12 protein-coding genes are annotated in these 17,255 nt (G+C 65.2%); 7 read left to right on the forward strand and 5 right to left on the reverse strand.

The window, feature by feature from the left end:
• Positions 1-9 precede the first annotated feature (9 nt).
• Positions 10-2,190 carry a methionine--tRNA ligase gene (metG, locus tag C2L64_RS12320; RefSeq protein ID WP_007588597.1) on the forward strand — a complete coding sequence of 727 codons (2,181 nt, stop codon included), beginning with the start codon at positions 10-12 and terminating at the stop codon, positions 2,188-2,190.
• A gap of 309 nt (positions 2,191-2,499) precedes the next feature.
• A complete protein-coding gene (locus C2L64_RS12325; protein WP_238554762.1) occupies positions 2,500-4,392 on the forward strand; it encodes an adhesin in 1,893 nt (630 codons plus the stop codon).
• A gap of 82 nt (positions 4,393-4,474) precedes the next feature.
• Here C2L64_RS12325 and C2L64_RS12330 read toward each other — a convergent pair whose 3' ends face one another.
• Both C2L64_RS12330 and C2L64_RS12335 read right to left on the reverse strand, forming a co-directional pair.
• Positions 4,475-8,869, reverse strand: a complete 4,395-nt coding sequence (locus C2L64_RS12330) for a translocation/assembly module TamB domain-containing protein (RefSeq protein WP_007588595.1) — start codon at positions 8,867-8,869, stop codon at positions 4,475-4,477.
• 31 nt (positions 8,870-8,900) lie between these two features.
• Positions 8,901-10,748, reverse strand: coding sequence for an autotransporter assembly complex protein TamA (locus C2L64_RS12335; protein ID WP_007588594.1), 1,848 nt, complete (start codon positions 10,746-10,748; stop codon positions 8,901-8,903).
• A gap of 329 nt (positions 10,749-11,077) precedes the next feature.
• Here C2L64_RS12335 and C2L64_RS12340 point away from each other — a divergent pair, with 329 nt between their 5' ends.
• The 4 genes from C2L64_RS12340 to panD all read left to right on the forward strand — a co-directional run bounded on the left by C2L64_RS12340 (position 11,078) and on the right by panD (position 13,733).
• The gene (locus C2L64_RS12340) at positions 11,078-11,263 is read left to right on the forward strand and encodes a DUF3460 family protein (RefSeq protein ID WP_007588593.1); all 186 of its coding nucleotides are present in this window, start codon (positions 11,078-11,080) and stop codon (positions 11,261-11,263) included.
• Positions 11,264-12,136, forward strand: coding sequence for a segregation and condensation protein A (locus C2L64_RS12345; protein WP_007588591.1), 873 nt, complete (start codon positions 11,264-11,266; stop codon positions 12,134-12,136).
• Positions 12,137-12,494: 358 nt separating this feature from the next.
• Positions 12,495-13,328 carry a pantoate--beta-alanine ligase gene (gene panC / locus C2L64_RS12350; protein WP_007588588.1) on the forward strand — a complete coding sequence of 278 codons (834 nt, stop codon included), beginning with the start codon at positions 12,495-12,497 and terminating at the stop codon, positions 13,326-13,328.
• 18 nt (positions 13,329-13,346) lie between these two features.
• Positions 13,347-13,733: an aspartate 1-decarboxylase gene (gene panD, locus C2L64_RS12355; protein ID WP_007588587.1), complete on the forward strand. Its 387-nt coding sequence runs from the start codon at positions 13,347-13,349 to the stop codon at positions 13,731-13,733.
• 59 nt (positions 13,734-13,792) lie between these two features.
• On the opposite strand, the gene C2L64_RS12360 is transcribed toward panD, so the two are convergent.
• Positions 13,793-14,452, reverse strand: a complete 660-nt coding sequence (locus C2L64_RS12360) for a ParA family protein (RefSeq protein ID WP_007588586.1) — start codon at positions 14,450-14,452, stop codon at positions 13,793-13,795.
• Positions 14,453-14,677: 225 nt separating this feature from the next.
• Here C2L64_RS12360 and C2L64_RS12365 point away from each other — a divergent pair, with 225 nt between their 5' ends.
• Positions 14,678-15,097 carry a PaaI family thioesterase gene (locus C2L64_RS12365; protein ID WP_007588585.1) on the forward strand — a complete coding sequence of 140 codons (420 nt, stop codon included), beginning with the start codon at positions 14,678-14,680 and terminating at the stop codon, positions 15,095-15,097.
• Positions 15,098-15,197: 100 nt separating this feature from the next.
• Here C2L64_RS12365 and C2L64_RS12370 read toward each other — a convergent pair whose 3' ends face one another.
• Positions 15,198-15,632, reverse strand: a complete 435-nt coding sequence (locus tag C2L64_RS12370; protein ID WP_007588581.1) for a DoxX family protein — start codon at positions 15,630-15,632, stop codon at positions 15,198-15,200.
• A gap of 122 nt (positions 15,633-15,754) precedes the next feature.
• Positions 15,755-17,212, reverse strand: coding sequence for a cobyric acid synthase (locus tag C2L64_RS12375; RefSeq protein WP_007588579.1), 1,458 nt, complete (start codon positions 17,210-17,212; stop codon positions 15,755-15,757).
• Positions 17,213-17,255 lie beyond the last annotated feature (43 nt).

Here is a 17,255-nt window from a genome sequence, read left to right on the forward strand (position 1 = left end):
AGAACCCACATGTCAGCAACCGACGCCACCGCGGTTCAATCCGCGGACCTCACCGCCGCCGGCGCGCCGAAGGGCCACCGCCAGATCCTCGTCACGTCTGCCCTGCCGTACGCGAATGGGCAAATCCATATCGGCCATCTGGTCGAATATATCCAGACGGACATCTGGGTCCGCGCGCTGCGAATGCACGGGCACGAGGTCTACTACGTCGGCGCCGACGACACGCACGGCACCCCGATCATGCTGAAGGCTGAGCAGGAAGGCATCACGCCGAAGCAGCTGATCGAACGCGTGTGGCAGGAGCACAAGCGCGACTTCGACAACTTCGGCATTTCGTTCGACAACTACTACTCGACGGATTCCGAGGAAAACCGCGTGCTGTCCGAGTCGATCTACACGTCGCTCCAGGCGGCCGGTCTGATCGAAGCGCGCGACATCGAGCAGGCGTACGACCCCGTCAAGGAAATGTTCCTGCCGGACCGCTTTATCAAGGGCGAGTGCCCGAAGTGCCACGCGAAGGACCAGTACGGCGACAACTGCGAAGTGTGCGGCTCGACCTATCAGCCGACCGAGCTGATCAACCCGTATTCCGTCGTGTCGGGCGCGACGCCCATCAAGAAGACCTCGACGCACTACTTCTTCAAGCTGTCCGATCCGCGCTGCGAGAATTTCCTGCGCGGCTGGGTCGGCGGCCTCGCGCAGCAGGAAGCGACCAACAAGATGCGCGAATGGCTCGGCGATGCAGGCGAAGCAAAGCTCGCCGACTGGGACATCTCGCGCGACGCGCCCTACTTCGGCTTCGAGATTCCCGGTGCGCCGGGCAAGTACTTCTACGTGTGGCTGGACGCGCCCGTCGGCTACTACGCGAGCTTCCGCAATCTGGCGGAGAAGCGCGGCCTCGATTTCGACGCGTGGGTGCAGAAGGGCTCGACGACCGAGCAGTATCACTTCATCGGCAAGGACATCCTGTATTTCCACACGCTGTTCTGGCCGGCGATGCTCGAATTCTCGGGCCATCGCACGCCGACCAACGTGTTCGCGCACGGCTTTCTGACCGTCGACGGCGCGAAAATGTCGAAGTCGCGCGGCACCTTCATCACGGCCAACAGCGTGATCGAAACGGGCATGAACCCGGAATGGCTGCGCTACTACTTCGCGGCCAAGCTGAACAGCACGATGGAAGACATCGACCTGAACCTCGAGGACTTCCAGGCGCGCGTGAACAGCGACCTCGTCGGCAAGTACGTGAACATCGCGAGCCGCGCGGCGGGCTTTCTGATCAAGCGCTTCGACGGCCGCGTGCAGGACAGCGCGATGCAGCATCCGCTGCTCGCGTCGCTGCGCACGGCGATTCCGCAGATCGCCGCGCACTACGAAGCACGCGACTACGGCCGCGCGCTGCGTCAGACGATGGAGCTCGCAGACGCCGTCAACGCGTACGTCGATACGGCCAAGCCATGGGATCAGGCGAAGGACCCGGCCAATGCCGTCGCGCTGCACGAGACGTGCAGCGTGTCGCTCGAAGCGTTCCGGCTGCTGTCGCTGGCGCTCAAGCCCGTGCTGCCGAAGGTCATCGAAGCGGCCGAATCGTTCCTCGGCATCGAGCCGCTGACGTGGTCGCACGCGAATACGCCGCTGAGCTCGGCGCGCGCGATCAACGCGTACAAGCATCTGATGACGCGCGTCGACCCGAAACAGATCGACGCGCTGCTCGCCGCCAACCGCGGCTCGCTGCAGCCGACTGCGTCGCCCGAAGCCCAAGCCGCCGATGCAAAAACCAAAGCCAAGGCGCACGCGAAAGCGACAGCGGCCGCGCACGGCGACGCGCAGGCGAAGCCCGACGACAGCGGCATCATCTCGATCGACGATTTCGCGAAGATCGATCTGCGCATCGCGAAGATCGTCGACTGCCGCGCGGTCGAGGGTTCGGACAAGCTGCTGCAACTCACCCTCGACGTCGGCGAAGAGAAGACGCGCAACGTGTTCTCGGGCATCAAGTCGGCGTATCAGCCGGAACAACTGGTCGGCAAGCTTACGGTGATGGTCGCGAACCTCGCGCCGCGCAAGATGAAGTTCGGGCTGTCGGAAGGCATGGTGCTCGCGGCATCGGCGGCTGACGAAAAGGCCGAACCGGGCATCTATGTGCTCGAACCGGACAGCGGCGCGAAGCCCGGCATGCGCGTCAAGTAACGCCGAAGCAGGCTTCTTCCGGCGCGGTCCCCGCGCCCACGCAAAAAGCACGTCTCCCGACGTGCTTTTTTTTCGCCCATACGACCACGCTTTTGCAGCGGGTTCCTTTCTCAAAATAAGACTGCTCCTAGATTCATCCACAGCGAATTCTTCGAAAATCGAGATCGCTTTATGAGACGTGCGCCGCCGGCCTCTTACGCAGGCGGCACGCGCTTCACGGTGGATGCATCAGCCACGCCGCCGCGCCTTCCGCCTTCCATTGAACATGACGCGCTCGCGCAATCCGAGCCGCTTCCACAGAGCATTGACATGAGCACTGAATTCTCCCTCGACCGGTTCGAATCCCTCGTTGCTGCGCGCGATCACGACGCCGCGAATGAAGAGTTGATCGTGTTGTTCAACACGTTGGCCTCGAACCGCAGCCGACTGCCGGGCGTCGAACTGGCGCTCGCCGACCCCACCAAACCCGCCAGCGAAGAAGGCGCGCGGACGCTGCAACGCATCACCCACGCGATCACCGCTCTCCTCTCCGATCCGCAATTCCAGCTGAACGAAAAGCAGTTCAACCAGCTTTTCTCCGCCCGGCATTTCCTCAATATGCTGTTCGTCGCGTCGGCGTATGGCAACACGGACCACATTCTGCGCGCGCTGCTCGCCGACGCCGGCGAAGCGCCTGCCGCCGACGTCGCGAAAGCGCTGATCAGAAAGCAGATCGTGCTGTACACCGTGGAATCTGAATACGACATCGATCTCGCCGACCTGGCAAAGAGCGATCCCGTGCTGGCAACGAGCCTCGGCATGTCGGTCGTCAGTTCGGCCGTGGTGATTTCTCCCGCGGCGCACGCCAAGCGCGAACGTCTGATCGAATGGCTGCCAGAGGCCCTCGAAACCATCGAAGATCTCGACGATCTGGCCGGGCCGGCCGTCTGCGGCGCGTATATGCACTGCAGCTATTCGGACTTGCCGAACCGGCACGCGATCAAGCGCGGCATCAGCCGTCTGGTGCGCAAGAAGCTGGGCACGCTCGGCCTGCTCGAGCACGAAGCCGAAGTCGGCCGCGTTGCAACGCCCGAAGCGGCGGCAACGCGCGGCGAGCGCAAACCGTTGATGGTCGTTGTGCTCGAATGGTTCAACGGCGGCCACTCGATCTATCGCACGCATTCGCGCACGATGCTCGCCGCGCGCGAGCGCTTCGAAGTCGTCGCGTTCGGCGAAGCGCAGCACGTGGACGAAGCGGGACGCGCGGTGTTCGACCGCTTCGTTCCGTTCGAACATCCCGAATATGTCGGCGAGATCGTCCGGCAGGTGCGCGATTTCGCACTCGAGAATCAGGCGGCCGTGCTGTACATGCCGAGCGTCGGCATGTTCCCGCATACGGTGTTCATGACGAACGTGCGTGTCGCGCCGCTGCAGATCGCCGCGCTCGGCCACCCCTCGACGATGCACGCCGAATGTATCGACTACGTGAGCGTCGAGGAAGACTTCGTCGGCGATCCCGCGTGCTTCAGCGAAAAGCTGATGCAATTGCCGAAAGATGGTCAGCCGTATGTGCCCTCCAAACTGCTCACCGACGTCACGCCGAGCCTCCCCAAGCGCGGCGAGTTCATCAATATCGCCGTGACGGCGAGCGCAATGAAGCTGAATCCGCGCTTTCTCGACGCGTGCCGTCGCATCATCGAAACAGCCGGCATCCCGGTGGGCTTCCATTTCATGACGTCCTGGGCCGAAGGTCTCGATATCGCGTACGTGCGCCGTCTGGTCGAGGCCGCGCTGCCGCTCGAAAACGTCATGGTGTACGGCGGGATGAGCTATCCGGCCTATCTGAAGGTGATCAACCTGATGGACATGTTCGTGAGCCCGTTCCCGTTCGGCAACACCAACGGCATCGTCGATGCGTTCACGCTCGGCTTGCCCGGCGTCAATCTGTGCGGCCGCGAGGTCTTCGAGCATATCGACAGCGGTCTGTTCGGACGCACGGGCATGCCCGACTGGCTGACCGCGCATTCCGTCGACGAATACGTGCGCGCAGCCGTGCGGCTCGCCACCCAGCATGAGGAGCGCGAAGCGCTGCGCCGCAAGATGATCGAGACGAAAGCCGTCGAACGGATTTTCGAAGGACGGCCCGAAGCGTTTGGCCGGAATGTGCTGGCGCTCGTGAACGCACAGGCGCAGGGCTATGTGAAGTTGCAGACTCAAACCTGACCACGTGAAGGCGACGTAGCACGTCGCCTCCGTTTTCCAGCCAAAAACCGGCCGGGCGCTCGCCGCCCCGCCGGTTTTTTTATCACCACCGCAGCCGGTCGAAGCGCCGCGTGTATTGCAGATCCATCCCCTGGAACGTGCCGCCATACACGGCCACCGACCAGTAACGCGTCAGGTTCACCGTCGCCTTGATCGCGTTGCTCGCCGACTGCAAACCCTGTTCGTAGCCGATCACGAGCCATTCGCTCATCGCCTTCGACACCATCACGACCTGCGGATCGGTCAGCCCCACTTCGCTTCGTCCGATCGAGAACTCGTCGAGCCCGAACTCCTGCGCGATGCGCTTGCCGCTCGCGCTGCCGAGCAGCGCAAGCGCCGTCGTCATTGTGCTTTGCTGGCCGACGTTGTTGCCCTGATCGGTGCCGTGTCCGAACAGCAGCCACGACAGTTTTTCGTTGTCCGGCACGTTCGGCTCCGACACCAGCTTCGCGACGGGCGACTGGATCGTGCCCGTCACCTGCACGCCCGCTTCGACCTGCTGGTTGCGGCGCATCGCGAGAATATTGATGCCCGGGTTCGCAACCGGTCCGTTGAACGTGAAGAAGCCATTCTCGATGCCAAGCTTGCGGCCGAACGCGATATAGGTCGAACCTTCCGTCACGCGCACATTGCCCACTGCCCGCAGCGGCAGATTCGGCGCGGACAGCGCCGTGATCGTGCCGCGCAGGCCGACATCCGCGCCCTGGCCGCGGAAGCGGAATTTCTGGCCGAGATCGATATCGATGTTCGCGCGCGGCGCAAACGCGCCGACGGGCTTATTCGAATTGCCGACTTCCTGCGGCTTGCCGCTCGCCACCGATCCATCCGGACGCACCACCACGACGTCGTCGCCCAGTCGCGGCTCGGACTTGTCGGGCATGTCGAACAGCGCGTGATCGATGACGAACTTGCCGTTGATCGCCAGCCCGCCCTGCGTGCCCGCGTTGGCGACGCTCGCGCTGCCCGACATCGTCAGTTGCCGGTCCGGCGACGCGAACAGTTCGAGCTGATCGGCGACGATGCTCGCCGTCAGATCGGGCTCGGTGTTATCCAGCCGCACGCGGCCCGTTGCGCGCAGCGTGCCCGTCGCACCGTGGAACTCGACCTGCTGAAAATCGACGAGATTCTCGGACAGCGCGATGCGCACCACGCCGTCCTTCAACTGCACGCCGAGATCGACGAGCGTCGCGGACAGCCCGTCGCCAACCAGCGATCCCGACAGATTCGGCTTCGCAACCGTGCCGCCGAGCGCGAGCTTCAGCGCCAGATGGCCGTCGAGCAGATAGCTCGGCCCGAACAGCCCGCCCGTCGTCTTCAGCGACGGCACGTTCGCGTTGATCGAGCCCGACAGCGGCCCTTCGTCGTTGACCATCAGCACGCCGTCGCGTGGCGCAAGCGTCGTATGCGCCGCCGCGTCGACCACGCCGATGCGGCTCGCCTGCGCATGCACGGTCGCGTTCAGCTGATTGCCGCCGCTGAAGTCCGCACGCGCATTGACGTCGGTGATGCCGAGCGGCGCGAAGCCGCGTCCCACTTCGATCGTGATGTCGCCGCCGCGCCGCTTCAGCTCGATATGGCCCGTCGCCGTTTCGCCGAGCGCAAAGTCCCAGTTGCCGTCGAACACGAGGTCCGTCTTCAAGGTCGACGGCACGCCTGTGAATTCCTGGCGCAGTTCGAGCATGCGCGCCACCGACACGCCCGTCAGCGTACCCGCCGACTTGATGCGCCCGTGATCGAGCGCAAACGACTTCAGGTCGAGCACCGAGCCTTCCAGCGTGAACCGCGTCGGGCCGAGCGTCACGCGCTGGCCGCCCGCGCTGACGGTCAACGGCGTCTCCATGTTCAGTGCGGGTGTGCCCTTGTTCGACAGGCGCGTGACGGTGCCGTCCCAGTGCGTGCCGTCGCGCGCGTCGGTGAGCTTGCCGTTCGCGGCCACGGCGAGATCGAGCGGCCGGCCTTGCAGCGTGCCCGTCGCGGCGGCGTCGAGCGTGTGCTTCGCGCGCGTGCCGTTCAGGTGCGCGGTGAACGTGTTCAGTTCGACGCCCGCCGTGCTGATATTGCGCGCGTCCGTCGTGAAGACCATCGCGCCGTTCGCGCCGTCGCGCAGTTCGGCGTGACCTTCGGCGTGCCCGACCTTGTTCGCACCGAACACGACGCTGTCGGCCTTGTAGTCGAGCGCGACATTCGGATGCTCGAAAGTGCCCGTCACGTCGCCCTGCGCCGCGACGAGGCCGGCGAGACCGAAGCCCAGTCGCTCCAACTCCGGCGCGTCGATATGAAAGCGCAGCCGGTCGCCGCGCGCGCCGAAGCTGCCCTGCAGATCGACCTGATTGCCCGCCACCGACAGATTCGCGCGGCTCGGCAGAATCCGCGAGCCGGCTAGCTGGATGGTGCCGCTGCCTGTCATCGGCAGGCCGTCGTAGACGCTTTCGCCGAGACGGAACTCGGCTTTTGTCGTGAAGGTTGGTGCGAGCAAGCCCGCCGCCGTCAGCGTGCCGTTCACGCGCGCTTCGATCTTGCGCGACGCGGGTGCCTTCACGGGCGCTTTCGGCGTGCTCACCGGGGCGCGCTTGCCTTTGCCCGTGCCTGAGCCGCTGGTACTGGCTGGCGCCGCCGCGCGCGACGGCGTTTGCGTCGTCAGCGACAGCGGATCGAAGTCCGTCAGCGTCGCCTTCAGGTTATAGGTGGAACTGGCGTCACGCTTGATCGCGCCGTTCAGGTCGATGCGTCCTTTGCCTGAACTCAGGCGCACGTCGTTGAAACTGGTGCGCGCGGGATCGAGCGTGACCTTGCCCTGCACGCGCAGCGCCGCCTTCGGATCGTTCAGATCGAGCGTGACGCTCTGCACGTCGTCGTTCAGCCGGATCGACACGGGGCCGGCGAACTGCGTCGGCCGCACGCTCGCCTGCAATGCGTTCAGATCGAGCTTCGCGACCTTCAGGTCGAACTGGCCGCGCTTGCCCATCAGCGCGCCGCCGCCCGTGACGGTCGCTTCCTTGACCAGACGCACGTTGAGGTTCGAAATGCGCTGCGCCTTGGCGTCGAGCTGCACGTCGGCGCGCGCGTCGATCAGCGGCAGCAGATGCGCGTCGATCGAGCCGGGCTTCGCGTTCACGATCGACACCTGGCCTTGCACCGCAAAGCCCGGCGAACGATGGGCGGCGTCGGCTTGCGCCTGAGAGGCCGCCGGCGGTCCGCTTGCCGCGCTCGCTGCACTTGCGAGGACTGCGGAACTTGCCGCGCGGCCTGGTCTCGGCGAACTGGCCGAACTGGCTGCACGCGCAGATTTCGCCGAGCTCGCCGAACTGGCCGCACGCGCAGATTTCACCGCGCTTGCCGAACCTGCCGAACTCGCCGCCGTGACCGTGCTCGCAGCAGCCACGGCACTCGCCACGCTCGCCCCACTCGCCGGCACCACACGCCCTGCCGCGTCCCGCTGCACCGGCTGCAATTCCGCGCGCACGGCGAGATCGGCCAGCGGCGCGCCAGGCGCGAAGGCTTGCGGATTGACGTGATCGAAGACCAGCGTCGCGCGCTGCAGCGGCACCTCCGCGAACGGCGTCGCTTCGACGCGCGCGTGGCCCGTCAGCTTCATCCCCGATGCGTCGAGTTCGGCAATCAGCGTTTCGAGCGACCCAGACAGATGCGCGCGCACCTGGACGGCTTCGTCGTTGACCTTGCCCGAATAGCCGGCGTCGCCCGTCAGCGGAAACGGCCGCACGCCGTCGAGCTTCGCCGCTGCCGTCACCGCGCCGAACGGTGTGTCGAGTCGATCGACGGACGCCTCGTGATGACGCCCGTCGCTGCGCCCATGAAACAGCAGCCGCGCGTATTCCGAGGTGGATGCGCCCTCGTGCAGGATCAGCTTCTCGACGCTCAGATCGCGCACGGCCAGTTGCAGCGGCAGACGCAGATCCTTTGGCAGACTCATCGGTTCGGACTTCGACGTGGACGGCGCGATGCGCGCATCGACGGTGCCGATATGCAGATAATCGACGACGAAACGCCACGGCTTGTCGGACAGCGCCCATTTCCCGTCGATGCGGTCAACGCGAATGTCGGTGCCGCTGCCGTCGAAGCTGCGCCAGCGCACGTCGCGCAGATGCAGCCCCGTCGCGATCGCGCCGCCGTCGAGCTTGCCTTCGAGCTGGCCGTGCAGCAGCTTCACGGCTGTCTGCCACACGTACGCGGTGCCGCGCTCGGTGACGACCACGCCGTACAGCAGCCCGCCCACCAGCGCAACGAGCACCGCCGGCACGGTGATCGCCCATGCGATCTTTTTCCACAAACGCCGCCGCTTCCTCGGCGGCGGCGTGTCCGAACCGTCCGGACCGCGCGGCGGAGGGCCGCCCCGCGGATCGCCGCCCGGCGGCTCTCCGCCAGGCGGTGCGCCGCCGGACGGATGGTCGGATGGGTTCTCGGATGGGTCCGTCGTCATGCTCAAAAAGTGCCGTCGATTCAGTGTGATGTCAGAACGCGATACCGAGCGTCAGATACGGCCGCACGCTGCGGTTGCGCGTGCCGTACGCGAGATCGATGTTGACCGGGCCGACGGGGCTGCGCCATCGCGCGCCCAGGCCGACGCCCGGATAGAAGACTTTCTCGTCCCACGCGTCGGTGGCCGTGCCGATGTCGAAGAACGCGGCCGCGCCCCAGTCGCGGTTGAACCAGTGCTGATATTCGGAAGTGGCCGTCACGAGGTACTTGGTCGGCAGAATCGAGCCGCCGACGTTATTACCGATGCTCTGATACCCGTAGCCGCGCACCGAGTTCGAGCCGCCCGCGCGGAACAGCAGCGACGCGGGCACGCCGCTCGACGGCCCGCTCGTGAACACGCCGCCCAGCTCCGCGCGAAACAGGACGAGGTCCCGCGCGCCGACGGGCACGTATTGCTGGCCGCGCGCATAGCCGCGAATGAAGGTCTGGTCGGTCGCCACGCCCTTGACCGCGAAGCCCGCCTCGACGTGGATCAGGTTGCCAGAGCGCGGAAACAGAGGGTCGTCGGTATTGCGGCGCGTCCATGACCATCCGGGCACGAGCGCGCGGCTCGTGGTCGGCGCCTGGGTATTCTGGTCCAGCCTGTCCTGGTAGTAGAGCAGCGAGTACGCGTAGTCGATGTACTGCGACGTCCGCGTGCGCTGCACGCCCGCGCGCAAGCTGTAGATGCGCGTGTCGGACACGTTGGTGCTGGTGTACGACACGAGCGCGCTGTTGGTCCAGCCGCGCAGGCCCGGCGGCATCGCAAGGCTCACCTGGCCGTACTGCTGGATCTGGTCGAGCCGGCCAGCGACGGTAAACGGCCAGGCCGCGCCGAACGTGTCGAGATACGAATACGAGCCCTGCACATGCGCGCCCGTGTCCGTCGAATAGCCGACGCCGCCGCGCACGCTGTTGTACGGAAACTCGCTGACCTTCACGTGCAAGGGGGTATCGAGCGGCTTTTCCGTGTCGTTGCCGACATCGATCGCGACGCTCGCGTAGTACGGCGTGTTCTGCAACTGGCGCTGCAGCTCGGTCACGCGCTGGACATCGTAGACTTCGCCCGGCGAGATCGGATTGACGTTCCTGACGATACGTTCCGGATAGCGCCGCGTGCCCTCGACGTCCAGCTTGCCCATCGTGAACGTGGGGCCGCTGTCGAAGGTGACGGACAGCTTCGCGTCGTGCGTGCGCGGATCGATCCGCGCTTCCGAGCGCGAGATTTTCGCGCCCAGATAGCGGCGCGACTGCAGCGCCTTGAGCGACGCGCCCTTCGCGTCGTCCCAGTCCGTCTGCGTGAACGGTTCGCCCTCGTGCAGCGAGAACGCAAAGCGCGTCTTGTTTTCCTGCTCGGGGTCTTCCGTCAGCACCGGGCCGCGAAACGACAGTGAAATCGAAGAAATGGTCGTGCGCGGTCCGGGATCGACGGAGACGCGCACGACCTTTTTGTCGTCGATGGTGCGCACGTCGGTTCGCACGACGGGCGTGAAATAGCCTTGCGTCGACGTCAGATCGCGCACCTGCTGCGGCGTCGCCGTCACGAGAAAGTCGAATTGCTCGGGGCTGATGTCCTCGCGCTTCGCGAATCGGGAAATGTCCAGATGCTCTTCGAGCAGCTTGCGCAACGAACGCGGCTCCGCTTCCACGTCGACCTCGTAAGTCGGCTTGGCGCGCGCGGCATGGGCGTGCGTCGTGCCGAGCAGCAGCACGCAGAACCCGCACGACAGACATGCGCGCAGCAGCATCGCCGCAAACGACGCGCGCTGCATCGCGTGACGGCCTGTCACGGTGCTTTCGTTGCGATGCTTGCGCGACCGCTCGATGGCCCACCCCGCCAAACGCGACCTCCGGCTCTTATTGACCATTGTTGAAGAATGCCGACACCCGGCCCGCCTGGGCGCAGGGGGAACGAGCGCTATTTGAACACATCGGCGGCGCAGCGCCATTTACGGGATACGCCGCGGCCACGGGCGCTGCCAGTGGCCCTGCGGCGGCACTGTGCAACGAGCGCCCGCCTTGGACGCCGCCGGCCGCCCACGGTTCCGCCAGGTTCCGCCGACTTTTCGCTTGGCGTTGGCGAGCTTGCGGTAAAATCCTGTCCTGCACGAGCGGCCCCGCGTCATCAGCACGTCGGGGCGCCGTCATCTTCATTCACGGACGTCGAGCCATGTATCAATCGGATATCACGCAGTTCCTGAATCAACTGAAGTCGCAAAAGCCCACCCTGGAAGAGGAGCAGCGCCGCGGCCGCTCGCTGCTGTGGGACAAGCAGCCGATCGACCTCGACGAGCGCGCAGCCAATCAGGAAGCACGCGTGAAGCAGAACTCGTACGTCTACTACCAGAACTTCTAAGTGACCATCGCCGACGAGGCCCGCGCCGCTTCGGGACAGTCCGACGCAGCGCTCGCCGCGCCCGCTACCGACTCGACGCCCAACACCGTCGACGGCATCGCTTTCGCTCGCCTGTACGGCGAGCCGCTCTTCAAGCTGCCGCAGGATCTCTACATCCCGCCCGACGCGCTCGAAGTCTTTCTGGAGACGTTCGAAGGCCCGCTGGATCTGCTGCTGTACCTGATCCGCAAGCAGAACTTCAACGTGCTCGACATTCCGATGGCCGAAGTCACGAACCAGTATCTCGGCTATGTCGAACAGTTGCGCAAGACCAATCTCGAACTCGCCGCCGAATATCTGCTGATGGCCGCGATGCTCATCGAGATCAAGTCGCGCATGCTGCTGCCCGTGAAGAAAGCGGACACGGGCGATGAAGCGGAAGACCCGCGCGCCGAACTGGTCCGCCGTCTGCTCGAATACGAGCAGATGAAGCTCGCCGCGCAGCGTCTGGACCAGTTGCCGCAACTCGGACGCGATTTCCTGCGCGCCGAGGTGTATATCGAGCAAAGCATCACGCCACGCTTCCCGGACGTAAACACGGACGACCTGCGCTCCGCGTGGGCCGACGTGATCAAGCGCGCGAAGCTCGTCCAGCATCACAGGATTTCGCGCGAAGAGCTGTCCGTGCGCGAGCACATGAGCGTGATCCTGCGCAGGCTGCAGGGCGCACGCTTCATGGAGTTTTCCGAACTGTTCGACACGACGCGCGGCGTACCCGTCGTCGTCGTGAACTTCATCGCGATGCTCGAACTGTCGCGTGAATCGTTGATCGAGATCACGCAAGCCGAGCCGTTCGCGCCGATTTACGTGCGGCTGGCCTATCTGCCGGCCTGACAGGCTGCCGGCCGCGCGCGGGGACGTCATTGCAGCACGCCTTCTTCCCGCTGTCGCAGCCGTTCACGGAACCGAAACGAAGCTTTCCGGACGCCGTACCGCGTGGCCTCGCGTGGCTTACCCAGCCCGCGTTGCGTTCCAATATCCGGGATTCCAGGCGTTTACCCCGCCGCCCAAACTCGGTGCAGCACGACAATAAATCCACTACAATCCCGCGCTCGAAGCCAGCCTACCGGACGGCCTGCGCCGGGCTTCACATGGATTTCCCGACACTGCGCGCACCGTCGCGTGAACGAGACAACCGCGAGCCTCGCTGCCGCCTGCCGGCGGTCGGCGTGACTCACAACATCGCCCGATCATGAAAGTCATCAGCTCGATCCAGGAATTGCGCGACCAGTTGCGCGGCCAGAACCGCACCGCCTTCGTGCCGACGATGGGCAACCTGCACGAGGGCCATCTGTCGCTGATGCGCCTCGCGCGCCAGCACGGCGACCCGGTGGTGGCGAGCATCTTCGTGAACCGCCTGCAGTTCGGACCGAACGAAGACTTCGACAAGTATCCGCGCACGCTCCAGGCCGACATCGACAAGCTGCAGAAGGAAAACGTCTACGTGCTGTTCGCGCCGACGGAACGGGACATGTACCCGCAGCCGCAGGAATACCGCGTGCATCCGCCGCACGATCTCGGCGACATCCTCGAAGGCGAGTTCCGCCCCGGCTTCTTCACGGGCGTGTGCACGGTCGTGATGAAGCTGATGTCGTGCGTGCAGCCGCGCGTCGCCGTGTTCGGCAAGAAGGATTACCAGCAGTTGATGATCGTGCGCGCGATGACCGAGCAGTTCGCGCTGCCGTGCGACATCATCGCCGCCGAAACCGTCCGAGATGCCGACGGCCTCGCGCTCAGCTCGCGCAACCGCTTTCTGACGGAGGCCGAGCGCGCCGAGGCGCCGATGCTCGCCGTCGCGCTCGCGCGCGTGCGCGAAGGCGTGCTGTCGGGCAATCGCGACTTTGCGAAGCTGGAGCAGGAAGCCGTGGCGTCGCTGGCTGCGCGCGGCTGGAAGCCGGACTACATCGCGATCCGCAAGCGTTCGAACCTCGTCGCGCCCGCCGCGCACGAGCTGGACGCGCCTCTCGTCGTGCTCGCCGCCGCGAAGCTCGGCGCGACGCGCCTGATCGACAACCTCGAAATCTGACGGCCAGAAGGATTAGCCATGCAACGCAACATGCTGAAGTCGAAGATTCACCGCGCAGTCGTCACGCACTGCGAACTGCACTACGAAGGCTCGTGCGCGATCGACGAGAACCTGCTCGAAGCGGCGAACATCGTCGAAAACGAGCGCATCGATATCTGGAACATCAACAACGGCGAGCGCTTTTCGACGTACGCGATCAAGGGCGAGCGCGGCAGCGGCATGATCTCGCTGAACGGCTCGGCGGCGCGGCGCGCGCAACTGGGCGATCTGGTGATCATCGCGGCGTTCGCGAACGTCGACGAAGAAGAATTGAAGGCGGGCTGGAAGCCGGATCTGGTGTTCGTCGACGAAAACAACGTGATCAAGGGCAGCCGCGACCACGTGCCGACGCAAAGCTGGAGCTGATCGCTCCGCTGCCTGAATCATCTGCACGACATCACTAAAGGCGCTTGCGACGAGCGCCTTTAGTCTTTTTTGCCGCCGCCCTTCCCGTGCGCGGCCTTCCCGTCGACCCACGACGTGATCGACGCCCACTGCTCCAGATCCTTTTCGACACGGCTCTTCGCGACGTCCCACAGCGTCAGGCCGTGCGCCGCGAGCTGCACGTAGTTCTGCGTGTCGCGCAGATAGCCGAGCACGGGCAGATCGAGCCCTTCGACGAAGCGATGCAGCTGGTCCGCCGACTTGGTGCGCGCATCCACCCGCATGCCGACCACGCCGATTTCGATTGCGCCCTTGCGCACGGCTTTCTCTTTGGCGAGGCGTTCGAGAAATTCCTTGGTCGCGAGAATATCGAAGATGGACGGTTGCAGCGGCACGATCACCTTGTCCGCCAGCGACAACGCGAGGTTCAGCCGGTTGCCGTGCAGTCCGGCGGGCGTGTCGATCACGGCCTGCTCGAGGCCTTTGGGCGGCTTTGCCGGGGCATCGGGGTCGACCTCCCAGGTTTCGATGGCCGGCAGGGTTTCCGGACGCAAATCCAGCCATGCGTGCGCGGACTGCTGCCGGTCGAGGTCGGCGAGCGCGACCCATTGGCCTTCGGCCGCGAAATAGCCAGCCAGATTGGTCGACAGCGTGCTCTTGCCCACGCCGCCTTTTGGATTCGCCACCACGATCACCGTCATGAATTCTCCCGGGAAGATGGCTGGCGCTGGCCAGCCGGTTTGCCGCTCGACTTCCGGCCCGCCCGCGCGTTGCGGCTCGCGGCGACGGTTCGTGCCGTTCCGTTGCCTGTGCACGCGGCATGGCCGATTGGTTCCAGCCGTTGATAATATCGGCAAAACCCGTCAGGCCGAAGTCCCTACGCGCCTGAGGGACGCTTCCATCCCCTTTTTTCGAGAATCATGACCATGAGCAAACTTCGCAGCGAATACACGATCGACCGGCTTCACGAACGCCAGAAAGGCTCGCTGCCGGGCTTGCTGGGCGTGCACGTCACAGGCCTTGAAGAAGGCGCGCTGACGGCCGAGCTGACCGTGCGCAGCGAGCTGCTCGCGCCGAACGGCTTCCTGCACGCGGCCACCGTGATCGGTCTCGCCGATACCGCCTGCGGCTACGCGTGCCTCGCGCATCTGCCCGACAACGCGCGCAATTTCACGACGATCGAGCTGAAGAGCAACTTCCTCGGGACTTCGACGGAAGGAACGATCCGCGCCGTCGCGAAGGCTGTGCATCTGGGCCGCAGCACGCAGGTGTGGGACGCGACTGTGACGGCGCCCGACGGCAAGACGATGGCGCTGTTTCGCTGTACGCAGATTGTCTTGTACTGAGCGCCGAGGCGTTGAAATGACAAAACGGCGCGAGGCAGGAATGCCCGCGCGCCGTTTCAACTGCAGGCTGGCGTTGCTGCTTCAGCCGTCTGCTGCGAGATCAAGCCGCCTTGCGCGCCTGACCAATCGATGCCGCCTTCACGCCGCCCACTGCATACAGGCCATTGCCGAGCAGCGACTGCACGATGAGCGTGACCGCCCAGAACGCCGGATACTCCCAGCCGCCATGCGGCGACGCGAAGCCCCAGCCGTTCGGCAGATGCACCGACAGCGCGCCGAGCATGAACGGCAGCAGCACCAGCGCGACCCAGCGGACCTGCACGCCGAGCAACAGCGCGATGCCGCCGGCCAGCTCGACGAAGGCCGTCAGATAGCCGAGCCAGCCAGGATAACCGATCGACTGGAAGAATTGCGCCGTGCCCGGCAGCGTGAAGACGAAGATCTTCTGCAGGCTGTGCGCAAGATACAACACGGCTAGCGCGACGCGCAGGATCGTGGCGGCAAGCTCGGGTTTGCTGTCGACGGTCGGGTTCATGTCGGTTCCTTGGGATCGGGTTTGACCGCGCGGAATGCGCCGTCGATGGAACGGACTTTATTCGAACCCATGCGTAGGAAAAATCGCTCTGGTGGCTTAGATTAATTCCTGTTGAGAACGAATCAACCAACGGCCGCCCACAAGCGCTTCAGATCGAGATGTTCGGCGAGCGTATCGGCGAGGCGCTCCAGCGACGCCTCGCGCAGCGCCGGATAGTCGATCGCCTCGGCTTCCCTCAACCCCGCCCACGCGAGCAGCGACGCGCACGCGGCGGGCGTGTCGAACAGACCATGTACGTAGGTCGCGAGAATCTGGCCGTCGGCGGAACGGGCGCCGTCGGGGCGCAGGCCGCCTGTCTCGTCGGCGAGCAGCAGCGCGGGCGCATCGAGCGCTGGCCCTTGCGTCTCGCCCATGTGAATCTCATAGCCGGAGATTCCGGCAGCTTCGGTGGCGAGGCGTCCCGTCACGTTCTTGAGCGTCTTCTCGCGCGTGAGCGTCGTCGAGAAGTCGAGCCAGCCGAGCCCGGCCACCGTCGCGGGCGGCCCTTCGACGCCATACGGGTCCGCCACCTCGCGCCCAAGCATCTGCATGCCGCCGCAAATGCCGATCACCCGCCCGCCGTAGCGCAAATGCCGTTGCAGCACGTCATCCCAGCCCTGTGCGCGCAGAAACGCCAGATCGCCCTGCACGTTCTTCGAGCCTGGCAGGATGATGAGATCCGCGGGCGGCGGCGTGCTGCCCGCACGCACGTAATGGAAATCGACTTGCGGATGGGCGCGCAGCGCATCGAAATCCGTGTGATTGCTGATGTGCGGCAGCACCGGCACGACGACGCGCAGCATCTCCAGACCATCCTCATTCGACGCACGCAATTCGCGCGGCAGCATGTCTTCGGCATCGAGCGTGAGACCGTGCAGATACGGCACGACGCCGAGCACGGGCTTGCCCGTCTTCGCTTCCAGCCAGTCGAGCCCCGGCTGCAACAGGCTCACGTCGCCACGAAAGCGGTTGATCACGAAGCCACGCACGCGTGCCTGCTCGGTCTCGGACAGACAGGCGAGCGTGCCCGTCAGATGCGCGAACACGCCGCCTCGATCGATATCGGCGACCAGCACGACGGGGCAATCGACAGCTTCCGCGAAACCCATGTTCGCGATGTCGCGCTCGCGCAGATTGATCTCAGCGGGACTGCCCGCGCCTTCGACGAAGATCGTGTCGTACGACGCCTTCAGCCGCGCATACGATTCGAGCACCGCTTCGAACGCGACGGGCTTGTAGTCGTGATACGCGCGCGCATCGAGATTCATGCGCGCCTTGCCGTGGATGATCACCTGCGCGCCGCGGTCGCTGGTCGGCTTGAGCAGCACGGGGTTGAGATCGGTATGCGCGTCGATGCCCGCGGCCACCGCCTGCAATGCCTGCGCGCGGCCGATCTCGCCGCCGTCGACGGTCACTGCGCTGTTGAGCGCCATGTTCTGCGGCTTGAACGGCGCGACCCGCGCACCCGAGCGCCGCGCGAGACGGCACAGACCGGCGACGAGCGTGCTCTTGCCCGCATCGGACGTCGTGCCTTGAATCATTAGCGTGCCGCGCGGCACATCGAGCGGTTCAGTCGAAGCGTCG

The sequence above is a fragment of the Paraburkholderia hospita genome (assembly GCF_002902965.1).
Lineage (GTDB): Bacteria > Pseudomonadota > Gammaproteobacteria > Burkholderiales > Burkholderiaceae > Paraburkholderia > Paraburkholderia hospita.